Origin of the sequence: Cloacibacillus sp., assembly GCF_020860125.1 — a bacterium.
Lineage (GTDB): Bacteria > Synergistota > Synergistia > Synergistales > Synergistaceae > Cloacibacillus.
Genome location: NZ_JAJBUX010000069.1, coordinates 23,303 through 39,099, shown reverse-complemented (window position 1 = coordinate 39,099; position 15,797 = coordinate 23,303). Strand labels below are relative to the sequence as shown.

14 protein-coding genes are annotated in these 15,797 nt (G+C 57.9%); all 14 read left to right on the top strand.

Going from position 1 to position 15,797, the window contains the following annotated elements:
* Nucleotides 1-106 precede the first annotated feature (106 nt).
* Complete coding sequence (gene ychF, locus LIO98_RS08665) at nucleotides 107-1,201, top strand: redox-regulated ATPase YchF (RefSeq protein WP_291955588.1); 1,095 nt, start codon at nucleotides 107-109, stop codon at nucleotides 1,199-1,201.
* A 63-nt stretch (nucleotides 1,202-1,264) separates the two neighbouring features.
* Nucleotides 1,265-2,284 carry an NADH:flavin oxidoreductase gene (locus LIO98_RS08660; protein WP_291955586.1) on the top strand — a complete coding sequence of 340 codons (1,020 nt, stop codon included), beginning with the start codon at nucleotides 1,265-1,267 and terminating at the stop codon, nucleotides 2,282-2,284.
* Nucleotides 2,281-3,117, top strand: a complete 837-nt coding sequence (locus LIO98_RS08655) for a M55 family metallopeptidase (protein WP_291955583.1) — start codon at nucleotides 2,281-2,283, stop codon at nucleotides 3,115-3,117. Before LIO98_RS08660 ends, LIO98_RS08655 begins: the two co-directional genes overlap by 4 nt.
* Complete coding sequence (locus LIO98_RS08650) at nucleotides 3,117-4,040, top strand: ROK family protein (RefSeq protein ID WP_291955581.1); 924 nt, start codon at nucleotides 3,117-3,119, stop codon at nucleotides 4,038-4,040. The genes LIO98_RS08655 and LIO98_RS08650 overlap by 1 nt, the downstream gene beginning before the upstream one ends.
* Complete coding sequence (gltS, locus tag LIO98_RS08645) at nucleotides 4,037-5,242, top strand: sodium/glutamate symporter (protein ID WP_291955578.1); 1,206 nt, start codon at nucleotides 4,037-4,039, stop codon at nucleotides 5,240-5,242. Before LIO98_RS08650 ends, gltS (LIO98_RS08645) begins: the two co-directional genes overlap by 4 nt.
* Before the next feature lie 14 nt (nucleotides 5,243-5,256).
* On the top strand, nucleotides 5,257-6,474 hold the full coding sequence (gene gltS, locus LIO98_RS08640; protein WP_291955576.1) for a sodium/glutamate symporter: 1,218 nt from the start codon (nucleotides 5,257-5,259) through the stop codon (nucleotides 6,472-6,474).
* Nucleotides 6,475-7,122: 648 nt separating this feature from the next.
* A complete protein-coding gene (locus LIO98_RS08635; RefSeq protein WP_291955571.1) occupies nucleotides 7,123-8,238 on the top strand; it encodes a glycerol dehydrogenase in 1,116 nt (371 codons plus the stop codon).
* Between the two features lie 13 nt (nucleotides 8,239-8,251).
* Nucleotides 8,252-9,253, top strand: a complete 1,002-nt coding sequence (locus LIO98_RS08630) for a TRAP transporter substrate-binding protein (RefSeq protein ID WP_291955568.1) — start codon at nucleotides 8,252-8,254, stop codon at nucleotides 9,251-9,253.
* Between the two features lie 109 nt (nucleotides 9,254-9,362).
* Nucleotides 9,363-9,854: a TRAP transporter small permease gene (locus LIO98_RS08625; protein ID WP_291955565.1), complete on the top strand. Its 492-nt coding sequence runs from the start codon at nucleotides 9,363-9,365 to the stop codon at nucleotides 9,852-9,854.
* Nucleotides 9,855-11,138 carry a TRAP transporter large permease gene (locus tag LIO98_RS08620; protein WP_291955563.1) on the top strand — a complete coding sequence of 428 codons (1,284 nt, stop codon included), beginning with the start codon at nucleotides 9,855-9,857 and terminating at the stop codon, nucleotides 11,136-11,138.
* A 21-nt stretch (nucleotides 11,139-11,159) separates the two neighbouring features.
* Nucleotides 11,160-12,464 carry a glycine/sarcosine/betaine reductase component B subunit gene (locus tag LIO98_RS08615; RefSeq protein WP_291955560.1) on the top strand — a complete coding sequence of 435 codons (1,305 nt, stop codon included), beginning with the start codon at nucleotides 11,160-11,162 and terminating at the stop codon, nucleotides 12,462-12,464.
* 15 nt (nucleotides 12,465-12,479) lie between these two features.
* On the top strand, nucleotides 12,480-13,790 hold the full coding sequence (locus LIO98_RS08610) for a glycine/betaine/sarcosine/D-proline family reductase selenoprotein B (protein WP_291955557.1): 1,311 nt from the start codon (nucleotides 12,480-12,482) through the stop codon (nucleotides 13,788-13,790).
* Nucleotides 13,791-13,897: 107 nt separating this feature from the next.
* On the top strand, nucleotides 13,898-14,758 hold the full coding sequence (locus LIO98_RS08605) for a MurR/RpiR family transcriptional regulator (protein WP_066746388.1): 861 nt from the start codon (nucleotides 13,898-13,900) through the stop codon (nucleotides 14,756-14,758).
* 67 nt (nucleotides 14,759-14,825) lie between these two features.
* Nucleotides 14,826-15,797: FGGY family carbohydrate kinase (locus LIO98_RS08600; RefSeq protein ID WP_291955554.1), on the top strand; the 972-nt coding region annotated here is incomplete at its 3' end.

Sequence of the window (15,797 nt, the reverse complement as noted above, 5' to 3'; positions counted from 1 at the left end):
GTTTGTACGTAAGATAAAAAATCTCCTCCTCAATTGCCCGGACATCTCAATTATAGTAAACTCTTGCAAAGAAGTATAATAATAAAAAAATATGGAGTTGATATAGATGCTGCATTGTGGGATCGTTGGACTGCCGCTGAGCGGAAAGTCTACAATATTTAACGTGATAACAAGGGCCGGTGCGGAAGTAAAACCTTACGCGGGGGGGAAGACTGACCCCAACAAGGCCATCGTCTCCGTTCCTGACAAACGCTTCGACGAGCTTGTAAGAATCAACTCGCCGCGCAAAGAGACGCCTGCGCAGGTGGAGTTTGTGGACTTGGCCGGACTCTCGCGCGGCGCGGGAAAGGGCGAGGGACTCGGCAACGCCTTCCTCTCCTTCGTCGCCGACGCCGACGCCCTCATTCAGGTGATACGCTGCTTCAGCAACCCAGGCGTGGAACACCCGGAGGGGTCGGTCGATCCCGTGCGCGACTGGGATATTCTGGACAACGAGCTCATCTTCCGCGACCTTGCCGTCATTGAGAACCGCCTTGGCAAACTTCGGGCGAAGAAAAAACTGACCTCCGACGAAGATAAGGAAAAGGCGCTGCTTGAAAAGTGTTATGACTGCCTCATGGAGGAGCGGCCGCTTTCGAGTATCGAGCTGAAGCCGGAGGAGTGGCGGCAGCTTCGCGGCTTCTCATTCGTCACGCTGAAGCCTCAGATAATTCTGCTCAACCTCGACGAAAGCCAGAACGAGGAATCCAAGATCCCGAAATGGGAGGCGCTTAAAAAGCGGGCCGAAGAGCACGGCGCGAAGCTGTGCACGCTCTACGGCAGTCTGGAGATGGATATAATGGACCTTTCACCCGAAGAGGCGGCGGAGTTCACCGAGGGACTCAACATCACCGAGCCGGGACGCGAACGTCTCATCGAAGAGGCCTACCGCGTACTTGGCCTCATTAGCTTCTTCACCTCCGGTCCGGACGAAGTGCGGGCCTGGACGCTGCATGACGGCGATACGGCGGTCGACGCGGCGGGAACGATACATTCGGACCTTGCCCGCGGCTTTATCCGCGCGCAGGTGGTCTCCTTCGACGATTACATGAAATATAACAGCTCGTTTGACGAGTGCCGCAAGGCTGGCGTGCTCCGCCTCGAGGGTAAGGAATACATCGTAAAAGACGGGGATATGATAGAAATACGTTTCAACGTTTAGCATGCAGGCCGCCGCGTCAGCGGCGGCCTTAATGGTTCGATAGATCAGGAGAGGTGATGACGGATGCTTTTTGACATCTTTGAAATTAGGGGAAAGCGGCTTCAAAACCGTCTCTGCGCCGCCCCGCTGGCCTCGCTTTCCAGCGGCGTCGACGGGCTGCCAACGGAACGGTCGCTCGAAGTTTATGGAAAAATAGCCGCCTCAGGCGTTGCTCTCGTCAATGTGGAACACCACGCGGTTAACCCCACAGGGCGCGTGCGGCCGGAACAATTTCTCGTCGACAGCGACGAGGCGGCTGCGGCGCACGCGAAGATCGCGGAGCTGATCAAAAATGGCGGTAAGACCGCCGTCGCCCAGATAAGTCACGGCGGGGCGAATATCTCAAGCGACGGTGTCTTCGGGCTTGAGGGATTCCGCTGCCTCTCGCCCTCCGGCGTGAGGGTGGGGAAGGTGTGGAACAAACTCTCGACTGAGCCGGAAAAACTCTCCCTGCCGGAGATAAAAAAGATTGTTGAAGACTTTGCCGCCGCCGCCAAAAGACTTGTGCGGACGACTGGATATGACGGCGTAATGATACACGCCGCGCACGGCTACCTCGCGGGGCAGTTTCTGAGCCCGCTGACGAATCTCCGTGACGACGCCTATGGCGGCAGCGGATACAGGCGCGCCCGCTTCCTCTACGAGATAACCGACGCCGTGCGCCGCACGCTGCCCAACGCGGTCGTCTCCGTACGTCTTGGGGCGGCGGATACCCTACCCGACGAAAAACCGCACGGCCTCACTGTGGAAGATACCGTCCCAGTCGCCCGCGAACTCGCGGCGCTCGGCGTTGATCTGATCAGCGTATCTGGCAACCTATGCGGCTATGGAATGGACAGGACGAACGGCTCCTACTTCGCCCCCTACGCCGCGGCGATAAGGGAGGCGGTGGACGGAAAGGTACCCGTGGAATGCACGGGCGGCATCCGCGGCATCGAAAGCGCGGAGAAGCTGCTTGTGGACGGGTGCTGCGACCTTATCGGCGTTGGAAGGCCGCTGGTGGCCGACGCCGGTTTCCTTGATAAGTGGAGGGCCGCCATATGAAAATATACATAAGCTCGGATATGGAGGGCTCTACAGGGGTAGTCAGCACCGCGCAGGTGGACTGCACGAAGCCGCAGTACCTCTTTGGCCGTGCGATGCAGGCCGCCGACGCCGACGCCGCGGTGAGGGCCGCGCTGGAGGCCGGCGCCGAGTGTGTCGTCATAAACGATTCGCACTGCACGATGACTAACCTCGATATCGCGAAGTTTGGCGGCGAAGTGCAGCTGATAACGGGAACGCCAAAGCTGCTTGGCATGGTCGAGGGCGCGCGGGGCTGCGACGCCGCGATATTCCTGGGATATCACGCGATGGCCGGTACGGAGAAGGCGGTGCTCGACCACACCTTTGACCAGCATACTATCTACAGCCTCAGCGTGAACGGACGCAAGATGGGGGAGACCGGCGTCAACGCACTCCTCTGCGGCGCGCTCGGCGTGCCGGTAGTTATGGTCAGCGGCGACGACGCCCTCTGCATGGAGGCGGAAAGTCTGCTGGGGCCGGAGCTTGTGACCTGCTCCGTCAAAGAGGGGCTGGGGCGGGCAGCCGCGCTCTGCCTGACGCCGGAAAACACGGCCGAACTGATATATTCCGGAGTAAAAAAGGCGATGGCGCGGCTGAAAAAAGGCGAGTGCCGTCCCTTCGCGCCGGAAGCCCCTTATCTGCTTGAGGTGACGCTGATGAACACCCTGCAGACCGACGCCGCTTCGCTGGTTCCCGGCGCGGTGCGGACGGCGGCGCGTACCCTGCGCTTTGAGACGGAAGATGCGCTTGAACTGCGCCGCTTCCTCTACTCCGTGATGGAGTGCGCCGCGGCGACGCTCAGCGACTTTTGATGAAGAAGATAGGGATTGACCTTGGAGGGCATACGATAACGGCCGGTTCCGTCGATTTTTCCGGAGCGGCGCCGCAGGTCCTCTCCACGGTGACCGTCCCCACCCCTGAAAGCAGGGATCTCCTTAGCGTCATCCATGTGCTGGAGGAGCTTATATTGCTTTGGGCCGCTCCCGGAGATGATTGCTTTGTCGGGATCGGCATTCCCGGCTTCGTCGACGGGGAACGGCGCCGGATACTACGGCTAACCAATTTCTCGGACTGCGACGGTGTCGTCCTGGGAGAAATAATCTCGGCGAACCTAAAGGCGCGCGGTATAAGGGCCGATGTTCGCCTGGAAAACGACGCGAACTGCGCGGCGCTCGGAGAGGGCGCCGCCGGAACGGCGCGCGGAATGCGCGATTATGTGGTGCTCACCCTCGGCACCGGGATCGGCGCGGGCATTGTCGCGAACGGCAGACTGCTGACCGGCGCGCACGGGATGGCGGCGGAGTGCGGCCACATGGCGGTGAGCGGCGATCCGCTGCTCTGCCGCTGCGGCTGCGGCGGCAGGGGACACCTTGAAGAGTCGGCCTCCGCCGACTGGATAGAGCGGCGCGCAGGCGCCGCCGGACTGCCGCCAATATTCCGCGAGGTATGGGAGATGCGCCATACCAATACGGAGGCCGCCGCGCTGCTTGAGCCCGCGCTTGAGGCGCTGGCGCGGGGAATATCATCACTGGCGGTGACGCTGGACCCTGAGGCGGTCATCCTCAGCGGCGGCATGAGCCACGCCGCCGGACTTGCGGACGAGCTGCGGGTGAGGATCGAGAAATATCTTCCCGTCCCCTTCAGAGCTGTCTTTATTTTGAAAAATTCAGAAATCGGAGGTTCAGCCGCGGTGATCGGCGCCGCCTCCCTCGGACAGGAGATGTGTAAACGATGACAGAGCTTCACTTTAACCTTGTCGAGACAGTGGCCTTTGCCACAGCCATTCTCTGGCTTGGCATGTTTCTCCGGAAAAGGATATTCTTCCTCAGCAAGTACAATATCCCCGCACCGGTGATCGGCGGCGTGATCTTCGCGCTTGCCAGCTGGGCGCTCAAAGACAGCTTTTCCTTCAACTTTGACATGGTCGTCAAAGATCCTCTGATGATAACATTCTTTACCAGCATCGGTCTTGCCGCCAGCTTCAAGATGCTGAAGCAGGGCGGACCGCAGGTTTTTATCTTTTTGATCGTCGCCTCCGTGCTGGTGCTTCTCCAGAATGTGATCGCCGTCGCCCTCTCATACGCTACGGGGATACATCCTCTGCTGGGAATGCTGGCCGGGTCCATTACGATGTCCGGCGGCCATGGTACCGGCGCGGTCTACGCCAACCTATTTGAGAAACAATACGGGCTTGCGGGCGGCATGGAGCTCGCGATGGCCGCCGCCACCTTCGGCCTTGTAATGGGGTCGATCCTCGGCGGTCCGGTGGCGCGGCGCCTGATAGAGCGCAACCATCTCTCTAAATCGCATCTCAACCCCGACGAAATGACCTACGAGACGGTGGACGAAACGCTCGACCCCGCCTCCGACGGCCCCGTGTCGGCCTCGGTGCTGATGACGACTTTGATGCAGATCACGATTGCGATGAGCGTCGGCGCCTTTATCTATGAGGAGCTCATAAGGGTAGGGATACAGCTTCCGACCTATCTCTGCGCCCTCTTCGTCGGTATCTTCATCCGTAATTTGAGCGACATGAGCGGATGGTACAAAGTACACCTGCGGCTCGCCGACACGATCGGCGCCGTCGCCCTTTCGCTCTTTCTAGCGCTCTCGCTGATGTCGCTCAAGCTCTGGCAGCTTGCGGACCTCGCCGGGCCGATGGCGCTGATCCTGCTCGGAGAGACGCTGCTGATGGGATTCTACGCCTACTTTATCACCTTCAACGTGATGCGCCGCGACTATACCGCCGCCGTCATTTCAGGCGGACACTGCGGCTTCGGCCTCGGCGCCACACCGAACGCCATTGCCAATATGGACGCGATCACGAGCAACTACGGCCCCGCGCCGCGCGCCTTTTTTGTCGTCTCTATAGTCGGGGCCTTCTTCATCGACATTGTGAACGCCATAGTCATACAGAGCTTCGTGGCATTTCTTTAAGGGAGGGATAAGAGATGGCGGATATTTTTATGGTAAAGATGGACTTCATTCAGACGATGGCCTTCGCCTCGGTACTTTACTGGCTGGGCGTGACGCTCTGCCGCCGCGTAAAGTTCCTCATACGCTACAACATACCGCCCGCGGTCGTCGGCGGACTGCTCTTTGCCGTACTCAGGCTCCTGCTGACCTCCAGGGTAGGTTTTGAGTTTGACCTTACCCTTATGGAACCCTTTATGATCGCCTTCTTTACCACGATCGGCCTCGGCGCGAGCGTCGCGCTGCTCAAAAAGGGAGGTTCGGCGGCCTTCAACCTGCTTTTGGCGGCCTGCCTTCTGCTGGTACTGCAGAACGCCGCGGCGATCGTGATCGGTAAATTCTCCGGCCTTCATCCGATGCTATCTGTTCTCGCCGGTTCCGCGACGATGACAGGCGGCCATGGAACCGGACTTGTATTTGCCGACGAGCTTGAAAGGGTCTTCGGCCTTCAGGGCGCTCAGGCCACGGCGATTGCCTGCGCCACCTTCGGCGTACTCGCGGGGTCGCTGCTCGGCGGGCCGATCGCCGAACGCCTTATCAAGGGACAATCGCTGGCGAAAGAGGTCAACGGCGAAAATTATCGTAAAGAGATGATCCCTGACGTCTTCAGCTTTGGGGATACCGGCGAGGAGATAAATACCCATTCGATTTTGATGGCCGTCTTCCAGATAACCTTCGCCGTTGGGCTCGGCATGTGGCTAAGCGAATGGTTTGGGACGCGCGGCATCCTGCTGCCTGCCTACGCGCTCGCCCTTGTCGCCGGAATGGTGATCCGCAACACCGGGGACCACGTGAGACTGCTTCGCGTCAATCCCAGGATCGTCAACCACATCAGCGGCGCCTGCCTCTCCTTCTTTCTCGCCTTTGCGCTGATGTCCGTGGACCTTACAGCCCTGAGCGGCCTGGCGGCGCCTCTGTTCTCCATCCTTGCCTTCCAGGTCGTGCTGATGATCCTCTTCGCCTACTACGTGACGTTCCGTCTTACAGGCGGCGACTATCAGGCAGCCGTCATCACGGCGGGGCATACGGGCTTCGGCCTTGGCGCCACGCCGAACGCGATTGCCAACATGGAGGCCGTCTGCGCCAAGTACGGAATAGCCCCCGATGCCTTCTTTGCCGTAGCGGCGGTCGGAGCTTTCTTCATAGACATTGTAAATGTGATAGTGATAAACGTACTGATAAAGATCTTTGCCTGACGGGGAGGGGCGGCGGACAGGCCGCCCCTCTCTTTTATATGACGTTCTTTTATCTTTAAGACCGCCGCGCCCCAGCCTGGCGGCGGTATCTCTCAATGCACCGTTCCGCGGTCCGCGCCCCTTACAGATACGTCCGGTACAATCTGTTAAAACCTTCGTCTTTTTCTTATCCGCAGCCAAAAGCATATTCTTCAAATCTCCGATCTTTGTCGTCATAACGGACGTGGCTGCCTCAGCCCATCTCCGGCAAATATATTTTATTCTTGTGCAATAGCGAGCGTCGGCGGTGCCTGACGCTTCTCATGTCAGCCCTCCGCCCTTTTTTATACCGGCGTAACAGAAAGCTGCAAAGAATGTGTGAATATATCGTAAAAATATATTGAAAATAATTTTCATATATAATATAATCAAACTAGTGAATGTTTAATGTTTTTTAAAAATATTTTGTGTTAAGAGGGTTTTGTGTAAATAAAAGGGGCGATAAGCATGTATTTTATATGCTTATAGTATGATTTATGCTGTTTAAGCACTTATGGATTATAGAAAATTATTTTTAAAAATATTGTTTTAATTGAGAAATACCTATTCCATCTTAAAACTAAATAATGAAGGGGGCAAGAGTTTGCCTATGCGGCCTACTCGAAGATTATGCTAAGTTCCACCACAAGAGCCTTTGGAAGTCCTTTGCGTTATGTGCAGGGGCCGGATGAGTTCAGCCGGCTGCCGCAGTATACCGCGCCTTATGGAAAGGCCTGCGTTCTGATCGACGGCTTTCTGTATCCGGAGCTGAACGCACAGCTGGAAAACGCCTATGACGGCGGAGAATTTACCTCAATAAAGTTCCAGGGAGAGTGCTGCGACGAAGAGATCGGCAGGATCGGCGCCATCGCCAGAGAGCAGGATGGCCGCGTCTTTGTCGGCGTCGGCGGCGGAAAGACTTTGGATACGGCGAAATTATGCGCCAACGCCATGAATATGCCGCTGATCATCGTGCCCTCTTCCGCCTCAACGGACGCGCCGGTGAGCGAGATCGCGGTCATCTATACTCCCGGCGGGGAATACATCGGTTCGCGCAAGGTGAAAAAGAACGCCGACCTTGTGCTTGTTGACAGTGAAATAATCGCCAAATCCCCCCGCCGGCTTTTTATCGCCGGCATGGGCGACGCTCTGGCCACCTGGCTTGAAGCTCAGGCCGTCGACGCCTCCGATTCCCCCAATTATATCGGTACGGGCTACCGCCGCAGCAAGGCGGGCATGGCCATTGCCAAGGCGAGCTGGGATATCCTCTTCGCAGACGGACTCAACGCGCTGGCGGCGCTTGAGCTCGGCGTCGTCACCGAAGCGCTGGAAAACGTCATCGAGGCGAACACGCTGCTCAGCGGCCTCGGCTTTCTCAATACCGGCCTGGCCACCGCTCACGGCATCCATTCCGGTCTCACGGCTCTGCCGGAGACCCATAAATATCTGCATGGGGAAAAGGTGGCCTTTGGCATCGTCTGTCAGCTTGTGCTGGAAAACAGCGATGCCGCCGTCGTGGATAAGGTCATGAACTTCATGGCCGCCGTCGGCCTGCCCGTGACGCTGGCGGATCTCGGCGTCGAAGCGGCGCCGGAAAAGATCACGGCGATCGCGGAGAAGACGGCCAGCGGCCCTCTTGTACATCAGGAACCTTTTCTGGTGAACGCCGAACGGGTATACGCGGCTATCGTGGCCGCCGACGCTTTAGGTAAAAAGTACAAAGCAAAAGCAGCAGCAAATAAATGAGGAGGAATTTTTTATGAAGAAGAAGCTCTGTCTCGTCCTGTCAGTTCTGTTACTTACCGGCATGCTGGCCTCCGTCAGCGAAGCGAAGGCGAAGGTCACCCTTGAGTTCGGGCACATCCAGAACCCAGGACATGCGCTGGCTATCGCCCCCGAAGAGTTCAAAGCGATGGTGGAGAAACGCTCCAACGGTCAGGTCAAGGTCAATATTTATCCGTCCAGCCAGCTCGGTTCCGCGCGCGAAATGATGGAGCAGGTGACGATGGGAACGCTTGACATGACCTGCTGTGACACCGCCGACTGGGCCGCGGCGCTGAATATTCCCCAGCTCGCCGTGTTCAACATGCCCTTCCTCACCAAGGACCTTGCCACACAGGCCAAACTTATAGACGGCATAGTGGCGCAGGAGGTGCCGAAGATGCTCAAGGACTCCAATGTCCGCCTGCTGATGACCTATTCCAACGGCATCCGCCAGCCCCTGCTCAAGACGAAGCCGATAACCCGTCTTGAGGATATTAAGGGCGTTAAGATGCGCACCGCCGAAACGCCGCTCTACGTCGATATCTGGAACTGCCTCGGAGCGAGCACCGTCACCTCCGCGTGGAGCGAGGCTTATACGCTTCTCCAGCAGGGCGTGGCCGACGCCGTCGAAGCCGACGTCACGGGGCTGGTAAATCAGAACCTGCAGGAGCAGGCCAAATACCTCTCCAAGATCGGCCACCTGGGCGCCATATACTGCGTATTTATCAATAAGGATAAATGGGACTCCATCCCCAAAGACCTGCAGGATATAATCCAGAAGAGCGCGCTTGAGAGCCAGAAGAAGCAGCTGCAGAACCGCCAGGCTTCGGACAACGCAGCAGAGAAGGCGATGGCGGCGGCCGGCGTGAAGATCAACGATATATCGCAGAAGGAACGCGACAGGATGAAGAACGCCTGCCAGCCGATATACGACAAGTATGAGAAAAATTACAAGCTTGGCGGCCTCATCAAGAAGATGCTGTCGCTGAACAGTTAACCGCCCTTTATGTTGCAGCGGAAGATTTAACCTATCGATCAAGACGGGATGCCTCCGCGTGCGTTTGCCGCGCGGAGGGCGCCCTTACCGAGACATGAGGTCAATAAAGATGAAAACATTGATAAAAATAGACAGAATAATCGAGAATATCCAGGTATGGTTCTGCGCGCTGATGTTCATCCTGATTTTGATCTTCGGCAGCCTGCAGGTTTTTGGCCGCTTTATCCTTCATTCGTCGCCGCCGTGGACCGAAGAGGCCATGCGTTTTTGCGGCATCTACCTGACGTTTATCGGCTCGGCCCTGACTGTGAGGGCGGACGCCCATGTGTCGGTGGATATCGTCATCAGCTTTATGAAAAACAATAAGGCGCGCGCGGTGCTGTTTATCATCGGCAGGCTGATCTGCGTCGTATTTCTGATCATGTTTTTTCCGGGATCGATCGTTCTGGTCTCGAAGAGCTTTAATTCGCTGGGAGCCGCCATCCGCATTCCCTACGCCTACATATACGCGGCGGTTCCTCTGGGAATCGTCATGATGCTCTGCTCTTACGCCAGCGCCATTCCCAAGCTGGCAAGACAATACGGGGAAGGGGAAAGATAGATGATTGCCATTGCGCTGATAACCCTGCTGATTTTTCTGGTGCTGGGAGTGCCGGTATGTTTTGCGATCGGTCTCTCCGGGCTTTTGGCGATTATGTTCGGCAGCGAGATTCCCGCCTTTATGGCCGTACAGCAGGCCATTCGCGGCATGAATTCCTTTTCGCTGATGGCGGGGCCGCTCTTCATTCTGGCCGGGGAGATCATGGGAGCCGCCAACCTCTCCACGCGTATCCTTGATTTCTGCCGGGCCTGCGTTGCGCAGATACGCGGCGGCATGGGGATGGTCTCCGTATTGGCGAATATGATCTTCGCCGGCATCTCCGGGTCCGGCGCGGCGACAATGAGCGCGATCAGCACTCTGACGGTGCCTGAGCTTAACAAAGAGGGGTACGACAGAGGGTTCATCGCCTCGATGATCGCGGGCTCCGGAGCGCTGGCGCCGATCATCCCGCCAAGCACCAATATGATCGTCTACGCCTCGCTGACGGGATTCTCCGTGGGCAGGCTCTTTATCGGCGGCCTGATGCCCGGCATTCTGATCGGCTTCTGCCTGATGGTGATGTGCTATTGGTACGCGACGAAGTACAACGTCGACCAGGGCAGCGGGCGTTTCAGCCTCGGGTCGGTATGGCGGGCCTTTTTAAAGTCCTTTTTCGCGCTGATCACGCCGGTCATCATCCTCGCGGGCGTGGTCACCGGCTTCTTCACGGCGACGGAATCCAGCATTGTGGCCTGTGTCTACGCGCTGATCTGCGGCTTCTTTATCTACCGTACGCTGAAGCTTAAAGATATGCTGGGGGTATTCAAAAGGGCCTCTTCATCGTCGGCGATGCTGATGATGATCATGGGTATCTCGAACATCTACTCCTATATTTTCGCGCGCGAAAACGTCACGCCGATGGTTGAGAAATTCCTGCTTTCGATCACGCACAACCCGGCGGTCCTGGTGTTTATCATCATCGTCATGATGCTGATAATCGGCTGCTTCATGGAGACGCTCGCGGCCACGGCGGTCGTCCTGCCCACTGTCTACCCGATCGTGATGCACCTGGGAGTCGATCCGCTGCTCTTCGGCGTGCTCTTCTCAATCTCCACGGTCGTGGGCGCGCTGACGCCGCCGGTTGGACTATATCTCTTCCTGTCGATGAATATCGCGGGCGCGACATTCCGGCAGGCGATCAGCTATACGGTACCCGTCGTCCTCATCATCCTCACCGTAATGCTGCTGATGTGGTTCTTCCCGCCGATAGTCACCTTCGTGCCTAATCTGCTGATGGGCGCTTAATATAAAAGGAGATTCATACTGATGAAATTAACGGTTGAAACGATTCGTATTAAAGATCTGCAATTCGGCAAGTCTACCTGCCTGCGCGACGGCGTACTCTACGTAAGCAAAGAGGATATCCTGGCATTCGCCGCGGGCGAGCCCTGCTTTGACACCCTGAAGATCGACATTGCCCGTCCCGGCGACTCCACGCGTATCATCAATGTTGTCGATGTCGTACAGCCCCGCTGCAAGATGTCGGATAATATTGACTGGCCGGGCGTACTGACGGATGACTATGAGATCGCGGGCGGCGGCGTGACGCGCGCCGTCGAGGGGATGGGCATCGTCCTCTGCCAGAATGACACATACTGGTCAAGAAAATGGGGATCGTTCGATATGAGCGGCGAATGCGCGGAGATAAATCCCTACGCGAAGATGCCCATGCTCGTCATTGAACCGATGACGCCGGCCGACGCCGATTTTCGCGAGTACCGCGAGGCGCTGCGTCGCGTGGGTTTCAAAACGAGCGTGATGCTCGCGAAGGCGACGCGGGAGCAGGCCGCCGACAATAGCGAAACCTTTGACAACAGCGAGCGGCATCCGGGGCTGCCCAATGTCGCCTATGTCTATCAGATCTATTCAAAGCAGTATGATACGCAAAATTACCGGGAGCCGATGCTTTACGGCAATGCCGTCCCGGATACGCTGCCGCTGATCATGCAGCCCACGGAGGTGCTTGACAGGGCGATCTCACCATGCGGCGGTTTCCGCTGCGTCACGACCTATGAGATACAGAACCATCCCGTCATCATCGAGCTGATGCGGCGTCATGGCAAAGAGCTGAATTTCGCGGGCGTGGTGATCACCGTCACCTCGGTGGAGGCCAAGCACCGCAATCTGGTCTCAAAGATGGCGGCAAGCCTGCTCAAAGAGGTATTTCACGCCGACGGCGCCATCATCACCAAGGGGGTCGGCGGCGCCTCGACCCTGTGCGTGGGGGCGATCGCGAGCGAAGCGGAAAAGCTTGGCATCAAGGCCGTTCCCATCATTCAGATACTAAACGGAAGGAGCAACCTCGGCGTCGAATGTATGATCAGTGACCATAACGTCAATTCGATCGTATGTTCCGGCACCTATTATCACAACTTCTCACTGCCTGCGGTCGAGACTTTGCTGGGCGGCCCGGAAGATGCTCTTTACCTGAGCGGCGACGACGGCGTCATCGGCGGCCACAAGATAGCGACCGGGGACCCCGCGAAGGGGCGGGTCCGCTCAACCTATATGAAACAGGTGGGGCTGATGAGCCAGGTGGGCTTTTCCTACGGGATGGCTGTGGATTACTAGAGGAGGCGCTGCGTTATGGAACAAAAAAAATGGCGGGTAGTCTGCTATATAAATCAATTCTTCGGACAAATCGGCGGCGAAGAAATGGCCCACGTCGGCTTCAGCGTCAAGCAGGAGGCCGTCGGCCCCGCGAGGCTCTTCCAGGAACTTTTGCGGGAGCGCTGTGAGGTGGTGGGGACGGTCATCTGCGGCGACAACTATTTTGCGGAAGACACGGAGCGCGGCGCGGCCGAGGGGCTGGCGCTGGTACGCGCGCTGAAACCCGACCTGTTTATCGCTGGGCCGGCTTTTAACGCCGGGCGCTACGGCATCAGCTGCGGCTGCATGGCTTCGGCGGTAGGCCGCGAGCTGCATATCCCCACGGTCACCGGCATGTTCCCGGAGAACCCCGCCGTCGAGCTTTACCGTAAGGATACCTACATCGTGCGGACCGGGATAATGTCCTCGCAGCTGCGCAAAGCCGCCCCCGTGATGGCGGGCATCGGGCTGCGGCTGCTGACGGGGGAGCATATCGGCAGCGCCGCCTCCGAGGGGTATATGATCCGCGACGTGATCCTCAACGAGGAACAGCCGGACAACGCCGCCGTGCGCGCCATCGATATGCTGATGAAAAAGATAAAAGGGGAGCCCTTTGTCAGCGAGCTGCTGCCTCCGAATTTCGATAACGTGGAGCCGGCGCCGCCGGTAACCGATCTGAGCGGAGTCAAATTGGCCCTTGTCTCAGACGGAGGCCTTATCCCCGAACAAAATCCCGACAAGCTGAAACCCAACGGCAGCACCACCTGGGGCCATTACGACTGGGACAGGCTCGTGGCGGAGCCTCATTTCGTCATCCACAGCGGCTATGACGGCACCTGGGTGCTTGAAGATCCCTGCCGCCTCTTCCCCGTGGACGTGCTGCGCGAAGAGGTTTCGGCGGGAAAACTCGGAGCGCTGGAGCCGGAGGTCTGCGTGGCGACGGGAAACTGCGCCTCGGTAGCCGCCTCGCAGGATATCGGGCGGCAAAACGCCGCCGAGCTGCTGAATAAGGGCGTCAACGCCGCCATCCTCACCTCCACCTGAGGCACGAGCACTCGTTGCGGGTCAACGATTGTCAAGGAGATAGAGCGTGTTGGCATCCCGGTGACGCAGATCTGCGCCGTGGTCGATATCGCCGGTTCCGTGGGCGCTTCGCGTATACTGCGCGGCTTTGCCATCACCTGCCCCGTCGGCAACCCCAACCTCAGCCCGGCGGACGAAAAGGCCTGTCGCCGCCGCTATGTGGAAAAGGCGCTGGAAATGCTCACAGTTCCCGGCCAGCCTGGGCATGTGGAGGATCTTTTATAAATTTAATACCGCGCCGAGGTAAATTTAGTTTGCTCCTGAATCTTCAAATATGTAAAATTGGGATAACGGACGATAAATACATAGTATAGAAAACGGAGCCAACGGACATGAGAGAAAAATCTACTAGCGGCGCTTTTTACAGCCGGGTACAGGAAAAGCTGGATTCCCTTTCCAAAAAGGAGCGGAAGACGGTCGAGTACATGGCGGACAACCAGGAAAAACTAATCTACGCCTCGATCACCGAGCTGGCGGAGCTGGCGGGGACCAGCGAGGCCACCGTCACCCGGGTATGCACGAAGCTGGGGTATTCGGGGTTTCAGGCCCTGAAGGTGGGAGTCGCGCGCGAGCTGGTCTCGCCGCAGGAAAAGATCCACGAAGATCTAAACGCCGATTCCTCGGCGGAGGTGATCATCGACAAGATATTTTCCAGCGCCATCCAGACGATGACGATGACGCAGAGGGCGCTTGACGCCTCCGCGGTGGCGAGGTGCATAGAGGTGCTTTGCCGCGCGCGGCGTATAGTCGTCATCGGCAACGGCAACTCCGGCGCGATCGCGATGGACGCTCAGCATAAGTTTTTGCGGATCGGCCTCAACGTGAGCGCCTACACCGACGACCATATGCAGATGATCGCGATGGCCTCCCTGGGTAAGGAGGATGTCGTGATGGCGATCTCCCATTCCGGCAGCTCCCGCGACGTGGCCGACGCGATCCGGTTTGTGAAAGAAAACGGGGCGACGGTCATATCGCTCACGAGCAACGGGATATCGCCGGTTTCGAAGCTGGCCGACATCCGCCTCTATACCCACTCGCAGGAGACGAGGTACCGGACCTACGCGATAGCGTCGCGGATGGCGGAACTCACGATCATCGACACTCTCTATACCGGCGTTTCGCTGAAGCTGGGAGAAAGCGCTATCCAGAATTTTGAGGCGCTGGAAAAGGCGCTTGTAGTAAAAAAGTATTAGCGTACGGCTCTGCCGCCCTCCGGCGCGCATAGCAGGGCAGTGCGCCTAAAATGGAGGGACCCTTATAATGGAAAAGCTTTTTGGCGTGGACTTTGGCACCGGCGGCTGCAAGGCGATGGTCATCGATCTCGACGGCAATATCTGTGCCTCGGCCTTTGAAGAATACCCGTCGCAGCATCTGAAACCGGGATGGTCGGAGCAGGACCCCACGATGTGGCTCGACGCATTCGTGAAAACGGTACGTTCCTGCGGAGAGCAGATGAAGGACGGCTTTGGAGGTGTGCTCGCTCTCGCGGTGACAGCCTCGACGCACAACGCGGTGCTGCTTGACAAAGACTCGCGCGTGATCCGTCCCTGTATCATGTGGAACGACCAGCGGAGCGGAGACCAGTGCCGCCGCCTGAATGAAAATTACGGCGACGATATATTCCGCATAGGCATGCAGATGCCGACGCCCACCTGGACGCTGCCGCAGCTGATGTGGCTCAAAGAGCACGAACCGGAAAACTACGCGAAGATCGACCGCCTGATGTTCACCAAAGACTATATCCGTTCATATATAACAGGCGATTTCTGCACCGACATGGTCGACGCCCAGGGAAGCCTGCTCTTCGACGCGAGGAAGAACTGCTGGTCCCCCGAAATATGCCGAATAATCGACCTGCCGCTGGTGGTGCTGCCCGACGTGCGACGCTCCAAAGAGGTCGTCGGCAGGGTACGCGCCGGAATAGCCGCGCTTACCGGACTGCCGGAGGGGCTGCCCGTCATCGCCGACTGCTCCGATACGGCGGCTGAGGATTTCAGCGCCGGCGCCGTAACGGCCGGTCAGATCGTCGTCAAGCTCGCCACCGCGGGCAATGTCAACCTCATAACCGACAAGGCCGTCCCCCACGAAAAATCATTCACCTATCCCTACTCGGTGGAGGGTAAATGGTATACGGTCACGGCGACCAACAGCTGCGCCTCCGCCTACCGCTGGATGCGCGACGCGCTCTATCCCGCGGAAAAGGAGCTCTGCGAACGCGAAGGCAGGGATGTC